A 9,188-nucleotide genomic window follows, 5' to 3' on the forward strand; every position below is an offset into this window, starting at 1 on the left:
TGCTCATCTGCACAGGAGATATCATTGACAGAGGTACTGAAAATTTAGAATGTATTTCATTACTCGATCAAAAATGGTTTTTGACTGTGCGCGGTAATCATGAAGAAATGTGTATTCGAGGACAGTATGATCCTAAAATGAAAGACATGCATGCAAGAAATGGAGGGGCATGGTTTTATAGACAATTTCAAAAGACACAACAGAAAATTATTGATCGTTTAGTAGACTTACCATTAGTGATAGAAGTTTTACTGAGTAATAAAAAGATAGGTATTATTCATGCTGATATTGATATTCATGATTGGAATGCTTTTAAGCACGATATTGCACAAGGTGACTACAAGATTTCAGGTGTCAGTTCTGCTTATGCGAACGCGCTGTGGGGGAGAGGACGAATTCGTCAGCATTCCGCTCATTATGATGTTGTCGACAATATTGATGAAATATATCTAGGTCATACCATTGTAAAAGAGCATACTCAAATCGATAATTGCCATTATATTGATGTTGGTTCCTCTTTTACCAAGAAGCTGTGTATTGTCAAAATTCAATGAATTAGCGATGTGGTAGGGGAGTTTGGTGGTGAAAAAAGCTTAATTGATCAAAAAAGAAACAGTTAAACTATGTATCCTAGCTTGTATCCTGTAATTTTTAAAAATAAATTAATTTAATAAAAACAATAGGGTAGGTAATAGTTTCCGTCTGTCTGGACCCGCCATATAAAACAACCACTTAGGTGTATTAATCCTAGGTGGTTTTTTGTTTTTGGATATTATGAAATCTGAAGTAAGCAATTCACTTAATTGATCGTTGCTCTTATCTCGAAGGACTTAAAATGGTTGCCTCTACTGATAATTAACTTTTCTGGTTTACCTTTCAATAAATACTCTTCGTTCCCAGCTTAATAAAAAAGCATCTCCCTCAGATATTACTTTTGTTATCTAGATTCCATAAACATCCTCTTTAATCAAAAAAAAGTTCATATTTATGAAATAATTGTGATGTAGTTCAAAGAATACCTGCAAAAAAAAGTGAAAAGTAGATGAAATGCATTTTACAACTGAAAAAATTATGCTAATTAATATGAGATGATTTTTTAGTCAAAAATCATGATGTTTCAGGACGGAATATCTTAAGAAGCGTATTAAAAAAAATGATTAAACAGGAGTTTCAACGATGCTTCAGCTTTTAAGAAAATTGTTTTGTTTGCATATTTATGAGTATGAGCAAATGCAAGAGATCGGGGAACACAGGGAGTGTCGTAAGTGCGGTACGAATAAGGACTAAAGTTTTTGCAAGAAAAGTGAGCAATGGCTCACTTTTTTATGCTTGTTATGGGCTAATTTCCGTTAAAATTAAAGGGAAATTTCAACATGATGAACAGGCATATGAGCAAAGATTTTCATGCAGATACCTATATCGTCGACAGCAACCTGGCAGATACGCTGCACTGGCTCAGCCTGCATCAAGATAGTTATGACTCCTTTAGCTATGATGCAGTCACGCAAGCGCTGATGGTGCATCATGCCAATGGAGTAGATCAAATCCGAGTCGGAGATTATCTGAATGCCCGTTATGGCATTTTAATTACTGCACATAACTTTTCTGCGAGTTCATCAACTTAAACAGTTGTTAGCTTGCCATGGCATCTGTCGCTAAGCTGCGAACACTTGGTTTTGGCTGTTCAGCGACTAGACCTAATTTTGCAAAAAGTTGCTGATCACGGCCTTGGGCTGTATTGGGAGTCGTCAGTAGTTTTTCACCAGAGAAAATAGAATTGGCACCAGCCATAAATGCCAAAGCCTGATCCGAATCGCTTAAGGATTCACGCCCTGCAGAAAGGCGAATATAGCTTTTAGGCATCAACAAGCGTGCTACGGCAATGGTACGAATCCACTCAATCACATCCAGTTTTTCTACATCTGCCATCGGTGTGCCTTCAATCGGGACCAACATATTGATCGGCACAGATTCCGGATGAATCGCCAGAGTTGCAAGTTCATACAATAAACCGATCCGGTCATCACGGCTTTCGCCCAGACCCACAATACCGCCACTACAGACTTTCATACCCGCCTGACGCACATGATCCAAAGTATCCAGACGATCATCAAAGCTACGCGTGCTGATGATATATGAATAGTATTCACGAGAAGTATCCAGATTATGGTTGTAATAATCTAGTCCAGCATCTTTCAAGCGTTCAGCCTGAGATCCATTTAGCATCCCCAGTGTCATGCAGGTTTCCAGACCGAGTGCTTTAACTTCACGCACCATTTCCAGCACATAAGGCATATCGCGTTCATGCGGGTTGCGCCATGCAGCCCCCATACAGAAACGTGAACTTCCTGATGCCAGCGCCTGTTTTGCTTCCTGAATCACTTTATCGACCGCAATGCGTTTTTCAGCTTCCAGTTTGGAATCATAATGCGCTGATTGTGAACAGTATTTACAGTCTTCAGGACATTTACCGGTTTTAATCGAAAGCAGGGTGCTCACCTGAACGGTATTCGCAGTGAAATGTTCACGATGAACCTGTTGCGCCTGGAACACTAAATCCATTAAAGGCTGTTGATATAGAGCTTGTATTTCTTCACGTGACCAATCATTACGTACCGCATCACTACTGTTCATCTCTTTCCCTATCTGTGCTTATTTATCATTCGGTTCATCTTAATAAAAATAAGCTTTTGCTTCACTAGCAAAATATGACCTTATATAAATGACAAAGCCCACACGAGGTGAGCTTTGTTTTTCAGTTGCCAGATTATTTATTACTGTGATTTCCATGAATATCCTGGCCATGCAGATCACTACGGTGCTGCTTGTTAAACACGCGCTGATCCTGTTCATGCTGATTGTTTTTTGGGGAATTAATCGGGCCATGTTGCGGCTGCTGCTGTTGTTGCTTCTGCTGGTCATGCTGAAGCTGCTCCAGCAGTTCTTGATTTGGATTTTTTGATGACATCATCTTTCCTCCACTTCATTTCTGACTATTTTTATTTATGCCATAGTCTGAAACATGGGGGTGTAAGGCTTTTAAGTGAAACTGTGACGCTAGGTAAAGATGGAAAATTAACTGGATTTTGCCAGTTGTTCTTGAATAGCCCAATCGATATGTACCTGCACAATTTCATCATGTTGATTACGCTGTTGCTGAAGGGCCGGAATAATCTGCCCATCAAAGGGTGCATTGCCCAAACCAATGGCGATATTGCGCATAAAGCTTTGATAACCCGTACGACGCATCGGACTGCCTTCAGTCGCACTTAAAAAGGTGGCTTCATCCCATTGCCATAAATCCAGTAAACTCACTTGATCCAGTCCATGCCGCGGATGAAAATCCTCTATCGAGGTCACTTGGGCAAAACTGTTCCATGGACATATCAGCTGGCAATCGTCACAACCAAAAACCCGGTTACCAATTCCGCGTCGCAAATCTTCTGGAATAATGCCTTTATATTCGATGGTCAGATAGGCGATACAGCGGCGAGCATCTAACATATAAGGCTCGACAATGGCTTGAGTCGGACAGATGTCGATACACGCAGTACAGGAGCCACAATGTTTGGTCGCGGGTTCATCAAAGGGCAGTTCCAGTGAAGTAAACAGTTCACCCAGTACAAAGAATGAGCCTGATGTTTTATGAATCAGCAGGGTGTGTTTACCTGTCCAGCCCATGCCGGCACTTTCAGCCAGCGATTTTTCAAAAATGGGTGCAGAATCCGCAAAAGGACGTGATTCAAAATCTCCGATTTTTCCCCGGATTTTTGTCGCCAAGGTTTTCAGGCGACCGCGCATGGTTTTATGATAATCCCGGCCACGAGCATAACGCGCGATAATGGCAGAGTTGGGTGCATAAGGGATATAACGTGGTTCTGGTGCGTCGACCAGATAATCCATACGCACACATATAATGCTACGTGTGCCGGGAACCAGTAAGGCGGGATTGGCACGTTTTTCCAGATTCTCTTCCAGAAACTTCATGTCACCATGATAACCACGATCCAGATATTCCTGTAAGCGTGCTAATTCTGCTTGAGCATCTGGTTTGGCAATGACACAATCAGAAAAACCCAATTCTAAAGCCTGCGCTTTAATCCATGCTTTTAGCTCGGCTGGATCTTGTTGATAAACTTTAATTTGCGCTTGAGAATCGGGAGTTGCCATAAACCAAAGACAGGGAATAAGAAATGCAGCAACAAGTTTACCATAGCCGCGATCTACAAGCATGGGAGCAGCGCTGGTTTCAACAGCAAAATAGTTCCTACGGTTTAATGCAACAAGTCGCCTGGGGGATTAGTCAGCGGCTGATCACTTTATTTTCCCAGCAAAAAATTATAAAAATCGCGGTCTGCTGTGGTCAGGGCAATAATGCCGGCGATGGTTATCTGGTGGCCAAATATCTCAAACAGGCGGGATTCAATGTTGATATTTATGCGGCTGAACTGGGCAGTTCCAAAGATCTGGCATCGGCTGTGCAGGAAGCCCAGCGGGTTGGTGTGCAGCCTTATTCACATTTTAATTTTCAATCTGAATATGAGGTCTATATCGATGCCTTATTCGGAATTGGTCTAAACCGTCAGCTAAATTCTGACTGGCAAAGTGTTATTCAAAAGATCAATCAGCAAACTGGATTAAAAATCTCAATCGATATTCCGAGTGGATTGGGTGCCAATACCGGCCAGCCTTTGCCTGTTGCGATTAAAGCTGACTACACTTTCACGGGATTAGGGCTCAAGGCCGGACTGTTTACCGGACAAGGCAAAGAATATGCAGGCAAGATCGAACTGATTTCTGCTATTCCAACAGACGCAGAACTTCAACCGATTGCCCAGCTTGCCTCACATCAGATTCAATTGCCGAAGCGTGAAGCCTTTGGTCATAAAGGCAGTTATGGTCATGTTTTGGTTGTAGGTGGTCATGCAGACATGGGCGGTGCAGTGATTATGGCAGCAGAAGCAGCATTTGCTGCCGGAGCAGGTAAAGTGACGATCGTCTGTGATGCAAAACATCATACTGCGATTTTGTCACGTGCACCCAATATCATGCTGCGTGATATCAACCTCTTAACTCAGGAGCAACGCCAAGCATTGATTCAGCAAGTCGATGCAGTGTGTTTTGGCATGGGATTAGGTCGTGATTCTTGGTCAGAGCAACAATATACAGCTTGGTTTGAACTGATTCAGCAATCTGATCAGGAGGTTGTGTTGGATGCGGATGCCTTATGGTTTCTGGCCAAGCAGCCACAAGTTTTGAATTCCCAGACTTATGCCACACCACATCCAGGGGAGGCTGCAACTTTGCTAGCATGTAGTACTGCGGAAGTTGAAATGGATCGGATTGCAGCCATTCATGCCCTGCAACAAAAATATCAGGGACAGTGGGTGCTAAAAGGTTCAGGCAGCCTGATTCTGGAAGAAAGGCTTTACATCTGCAATGCCGGGAATGCTGGTATGGGCACTGGCGGAATGGGGGACGTGCTGGCTGGCATGATTGCTAGTCTAAAGGCGCAATTTGCACAAAAAATTCATTTGCATGAAATTGTAACTTTACATGCACTCGCAGGTGATGAATTGGCCAAAAATGGCGAACGTGGCTTGCAGGCTCAGGATATGAGACATGCGATTTATCATGTGGTGAATCGTTAAGGAGAATAGTGTGCCAGTCATCAAACTGAATATTTCAGGCCAAGTCCAAGGAGTTGGATACCGTTACTGGTTTGCCGAGCAGGCTCAAGCACTTGGACTGAAAGGATATGTGAAAAACTTGAGCACAGGTGAGGTGGAGGCTGTTATTGTTGGAACAGACTCCCAGCTTGACGAAATGATTGCACGAAGTTGGCAAGGGCCTGCTCGTGCCATCGTACAAACGGTTATTCAAGAGCATCTGGAATCGGACCTAGATGTTCAAGACTTTAAAATATTGCGTTAAACCTTAGCGACGCCGGCTGCTGACACGACTACGACCACGTGCCATACCGCCCAAAGCGTTCAATACCGCCATTTTACTCATACTGCCTGAGGCATGGGCATGACAGATCGCAGCAGCGAGGGCGTCGGCAGCATCCTGTTGCGGTTTGATGCTGAGTTTTAGAATATTCATCACCATCATCTGTACCTGTTCTTTGTCGGCAGCACCATAACCGACTACCGACTGCTTGATCTGGCGCGCGGTATATTCAGCGACTTTCAAATCCAGATTGACCAGTGCAGCAACAGCAGCACCGCGGGCTTGCCCAAGTTTTAAGGCAGAATCCGGATTTTGTGCCATAAAGACCTGTTCGACTGCAGCTTCAGTGGGACCATAAAATTTTACAATGCGCTCCACGCCGGCAAAGATCCGTTTTAAACGTTCAGGCATTTCTGTCGTTTCTGTTCTGATGGTGCCGGCATCGACAAAAGTCAGTTTGGAGCCGTCTTTTTCGATAATTCCGTAACCGGTTAAACGAGAACCGGGGTCAATCCCAATAATTAATGACATGCCCGCACTTTAAAAATAGAATAATGCCCATATTGTTACATAAGCGTATCAAAAAAGCTTGATCCTGATGAAGCAGTTGATTCCAGCATCCTATTATTTATTTTACTGAGATTAGATTAATTTTCATGAAATTATTTCTTATTATCCTTGCAGGCTTAATCCTAGAAGTATTTGTCTGGATTGGCGTGGGTGACCTCGTCGGGAGCATGTGGTACGTATTTTTCTGGTTTGTGGCCGCATTTTTTATTGGTATGAATCTGATCCGTAAATACTCGGCCGGTGTAATGCCACAAATGCAGCAAATGCAGATGGGACAGATGAGTGCAGATCCTGCATTAACAGGAAATTTACCTAAAATTCTGGCAGGTTTCTTTCTGCTTATTCCTGGATTGATTACCGACGTATTGGCAGTATTGATGCTCATTCCAGCGGTTCAGCAGGTTTTTAAGGCTGCTATAATGAAAGCGATGATGAAACGTCAGCAACTCATGATGGAAAAAATGATGGGTGGCATGATGGGCGATATGGGTGGTGCACAAGGCCAGAACCCATTTGCCGAGATGATGCGTCAAATGCAGGATATGCAAAATCAGCAATCAGGTCGCGGTGATTCCAACATTATTGATGGTGAAGCACGTGAAGTGAGACCTGAGGCGAAAAAAATTGAAATGAAAGATATCAATCCAAAATAAATGTTTTATTTAAAAAATTCTATTTAAGCCGAATCTGATGATTCGGTTTTTTATTGGAGCTTTCTAATCTCTTTGAACAAACGTTATAATATATTTTTATAAATTTACCTTATTTTAATGTCTCTGCTTTTTACGATCTGTCTCCTGCATTTTGTTGCTCAACTCAGTCCCGGCCCCGATATCTTACTTATTGCCAAAAGTGCTGCATCCACTACACGCCAGAATGCCCTGAAAATTATTGCAGGGATCTCTGCCGGTATCGTGGTTTGGGTAGTACTGACACTTGCGGGTTTTACTGTGTTAATTGGCCAGTTTCCATGGATCCAGCAAGCCTTAATGCTTTTGGGTGGCATGTTCCTGGCGAAGATGGGATGGGCCATGTTAAAGGGTGGTGTGCATAGCTTTAAAAATAGACATCAGACCGACGACGATACGAATGGACAGGTGCAAGCTAAAAACTATTTTATGTTGGGCTTATGGACCAACCTTTCTAATCCAAAAACACTGATTTATTTTAGTAGCGTATTTTCACTGGCCTTAAGCTCGTCTGCTTCCGATTATTTGAAAGCACAGTTGGCGGTGATTATTCCCTTGCAGACCTTTGTTACCTTTGCTTTATTGATGCTGTTGATTTCCCAACCAAAAATTAAAACCTTGTACCAGCGTTCGGGGAGTTATATTGATATGATTTCAGGTGGACTATTTCTGCTATTTGCGTTGTGGTTATGGTATGACGCACTTATTCTGATGAATTAAGGGGTATATCTTCATTTAATGCTGGAGAAGTTGGTGAGGTCGGGGCAGGAGAGGGTAAATGGTCTGGTGTTTTAACCGCCGTTTGATAACGATTAGGCTTTAAGGTGGTTTCAGTATTTTCAGAGCCTTGATAACTGCGGCTACGGTTGGCGCGCTCACGCAATCCACCTTTTTTAATTAACTGAACCATGGTACATCTCTCATTCAAATCCACAGCTATTGTAAATCAAATCTGGATTTGATGAGGCTGTTTTCCGCATCACTATTTGAATTATTCAAGAGCAATAAAAAGACCTGCTTGAATGAACAGGTCTTTGCTGTGAGGTACAGAAATTAGCGAAGTCTTTTATCTTCTTCTTTTAAAACGTCCAGTATAGAGTGTTGTACTGGAACTTCTTGTTGTGACTGCACATACAAATGCACCACTTTAAACACAATTGCTGTAACGAGGCAGGCTACTAGACATAAAATCCAGAAACCAAAAGGGCTGCGAATATGGTGTGAACCACATTTTGAGCATGATTTTTCTGTAGAGTCGACTACTTTTTCACAGCAGGCACAATGATATTGATACTGCATTGTTCTTCTCCCAGGATGTTATCCTTTTTATTCTTCGATCATGAAAGATGATTTGTCGCTCTATAATAGGAGAGCTTTTCTGGGCTGGCAAGACGAGATTGCCGACAATTACATAGTATCTATATAGGGTAAAAATTAATTACATGACTAAGATCGTATCAAGAAAATGATCAAACGATTCATTATCTGAAAAATATAGTTGAATCTAAAAAGATAATGACAAAATCAATTAAAAATAAAGCCCGCATCAAGCAGGCTTTATTTGAGCTAGTCTAAAACTTACTGTACTGAACGGATGATGTAATCAAAAGCAGACAATGACGCCTTGGCACCTTCACCGGTGGCAATGATGATCTGCTTGTACGGCACTGTGGTACAGTCACCTGCCGCAAACACACCTTTCACATTGGTTTCGTTGCGGTCGTTAATCACAATCTCGCCACGGTTAGTCAGCTCAACTTGGGTTTCTTTCAGGAAGTCCGTGTTTGGTAACAAACCAATTTGTACAAAGATCCCCGCAAGTTCTACCGTATGCTCTTCATCCGTAGCACGGTCTTTGTATTTCAGTGCAGTCACTTGTGAACCATCACCAACCACTTCTGTAGATAAAGCATTTTTGATCACGGTGGTATTCGGCAAGCTGTTCAGCTTGTCTTGCAGCACCTGATCCGCACGCAG

The 9,188-nt window shown here is 42.5% G+C and carries 13 protein-coding genes; 6 read left to right on the forward strand and 7 right to left on the reverse strand.

Annotated features, from left to right (window positions below; all coding sequences use genetic code 11):
• Positions 1 to 554: metallophosphoesterase (locus MWG72_RS15090; protein ID WP_247144400.1), on the forward strand; the 554-nt coding region annotated here is incomplete at its 5' end.
• An 834-nt stretch (positions 555 to 1,388) separates the two neighbouring features.
• Positions 1,389 to 1,625 (forward strand): hypothetical protein, encoded by a 237-nt coding sequence (locus MWG72_RS15095; RefSeq protein WP_034438286.1) that lies wholly within the window; start codon positions 1,389 to 1,391, stop codon positions 1,623 to 1,625.
• Positions 1,626 to 1,632: 7 nt separating this feature from the next.
• Here the strand turns inward: MWG72_RS15095 and bioB are convergent, their stop codons facing one another.
• From bioB to queG, 3 genes are all read right to left on the reverse strand, one after another.
• Positions 1,633 to 2,634: a biotin synthase BioB gene (gene bioB / locus MWG72_RS15100; protein WP_247144401.1), complete on the reverse strand. Its 1,002-nt coding sequence runs from the start codon at positions 2,632 to 2,634 to the stop codon at positions 1,633 to 1,635.
• Positions 2,635 to 2,767: 133 nt separating this feature from the next.
• The gene (locus MWG72_RS15105) at positions 2,768 to 2,971 is read right to left on the reverse strand and encodes a hypothetical protein (RefSeq protein ID WP_004278929.1); all 204 of its coding nucleotides are present in this window, start codon (positions 2,969 to 2,971) and stop codon (positions 2,768 to 2,770) included.
• A gap of 104 nt (positions 2,972 to 3,075) precedes the next feature.
• A complete protein-coding gene (gene queG, locus MWG72_RS15110) occupies positions 3,076 to 4,170 on the reverse strand; it encodes a tRNA epoxyqueuosine(34) reductase QueG (protein ID WP_005103516.1) in 1,095 nt (364 codons plus the stop codon).
• Between the two features lie 23 nt (positions 4,171 to 4,193).
• Here queG and MWG72_RS15115 point away from each other — a divergent pair, with 23 nt between their 5' ends.
• Both MWG72_RS15115 and MWG72_RS15120 read left to right on the forward strand, forming a co-directional pair.
• Positions 4,194 to 5,651 carry an NAD(P)H-hydrate dehydratase gene (locus MWG72_RS15115; RefSeq protein ID WP_247144402.1) on the forward strand — a complete coding sequence of 486 codons (1,458 nt, stop codon included), beginning with the start codon at positions 4,194 to 4,196 and terminating at the stop codon, positions 5,649 to 5,651.
• A 10-nt stretch (positions 5,652 to 5,661) separates the two neighbouring features.
• Positions 5,662 to 5,934 (forward strand): acylphosphatase, encoded by a 273-nt coding sequence (locus tag MWG72_RS15120; RefSeq protein ID WP_225554029.1) that lies wholly within the window; start codon positions 5,662 to 5,664, stop codon positions 5,932 to 5,934.
• Positions 5,935 to 5,937: 3 nt separating this feature from the next.
• On the opposite strand, the gene ruvC is transcribed toward MWG72_RS15120, so the two are convergent.
• Positions 5,938 to 6,483 (reverse strand): crossover junction endodeoxyribonuclease RuvC, encoded by a 546-nt coding sequence (ruvC, locus tag MWG72_RS15125; protein ID WP_004278925.1) that lies wholly within the window; start codon positions 6,481 to 6,483, stop codon positions 5,938 to 5,940.
• A 125-nt stretch (positions 6,484 to 6,608) separates the two neighbouring features.
• Between ruvC and MWG72_RS15130 the strand changes: the two genes are divergently transcribed.
• Positions 6,609 to 7,175 carry an FxsA family protein gene (locus tag MWG72_RS15130; RefSeq protein WP_005247360.1) on the forward strand — a complete coding sequence of 189 codons (567 nt, stop codon included), beginning with the start codon at positions 6,609 to 6,611 and terminating at the stop codon, positions 7,173 to 7,175.
• Between the two features lie 117 nt (positions 7,176 to 7,292).
• Entirely contained in the window at positions 7,293 to 7,931 is a 639-nt protein-coding gene (locus MWG72_RS15135; RefSeq protein WP_191113033.1) for a LysE family transporter, read from the forward strand.
• Here MWG72_RS15135 and MWG72_RS15140 read toward each other — a convergent pair.
• The 3 genes from MWG72_RS15140 to MWG72_RS15150 form a co-directional block, all read right to left on the reverse strand.
• Positions 7,915 to 8,121, reverse strand: a complete 207-nt coding sequence (locus MWG72_RS15140) for a hypothetical protein (RefSeq protein ID WP_213687431.1) — start codon at positions 8,119 to 8,121, stop codon at positions 7,915 to 7,917. The genes MWG72_RS15135 and MWG72_RS15140 overlap by 17 nt on opposite strands.
• A gap of 143 nt (positions 8,122 to 8,264) precedes the next feature.
• A complete protein-coding gene (locus MWG72_RS15145; protein ID WP_180037464.1) occupies positions 8,265 to 8,510 on the reverse strand; it encodes a hypothetical protein in 246 nt (81 codons plus the stop codon).
• A 279-nt stretch (positions 8,511 to 8,789) separates the two neighbouring features.
• On the reverse strand, positions 8,790 to 9,188 hold a 399-nt coding region (locus MWG72_RS15150; RefSeq protein ID WP_247144403.1), incomplete at its 5' end, for an FAD-dependent oxidoreductase.

This window comes from Acinetobacter lwoffii, assembly GCF_022967985.1.
Classification (GTDB): Bacteria; Pseudomonadota; Gammaproteobacteria; order Pseudomonadales; family Moraxellaceae; genus Acinetobacter.

Excerpts from the sequence above, each read along its gene's own strand:
- MWG72_RS15095 (WP_034438286.1), top strand. The coding sequence starts at position 1,389 with ATGAGCAAAGATTTTCATGCAGATACCTATATCGTCGACAGCAACCTG.
- bioB (WP_247144401.1), bottom strand. The coding sequence starts at position 2,634 with ATGAACAGTAGTGATGCGGTACGTAATGATTGGTCACGTGAAGAAATA.
- MWG72_RS15105 (WP_004278929.1), bottom strand. The coding sequence starts at position 2,971 with ATGATGTCATCAAAAAATCCAAATCAAGAACTGCTGGAGCAGCTTCAG.
- queG (WP_005103516.1), bottom strand. The coding sequence starts at position 4,170 with ATGGCAACTCCCGATTCTCAAGCGCAAATTAAAGTTTATCAACAAGAT.
- MWG72_RS15115 (WP_247144402.1), top strand. The coding sequence starts at position 4,194 with ATGCAGCAACAAGTTTACCATAGCCGCGATCTACAAGCATGGGAGCAG.
- ruvC (WP_004278925.1), bottom strand. The coding sequence starts at position 6,483 with ATGTCATTAATTATTGGGATTGACCCCGGTTCTCGTTTAACCGGTTAC.
- MWG72_RS15130 (WP_005247360.1), top strand. The coding sequence starts at position 6,609 with ATGAAATTATTTCTTATTATCCTTGCAGGCTTAATCCTAGAAGTATTT.
- MWG72_RS15135 (WP_191113033.1), top strand. The coding sequence starts at position 7,293 with ATGTCTCTGCTTTTTACGATCTGTCTCCTGCATTTTGTTGCTCAACTC.
- MWG72_RS15140 (WP_213687431.1), bottom strand. The coding sequence starts at position 8,121 with ATGGTTCAGTTAATTAAAAAAGGTGGATTGCGTGAGCGCGCCAACCGT.
- MWG72_RS15145 (WP_180037464.1), bottom strand. The coding sequence starts at position 8,510 with ATGCAGTATCAATATCATTGTGCCTGCTGTGAAAAAGTAGTCGACTCT.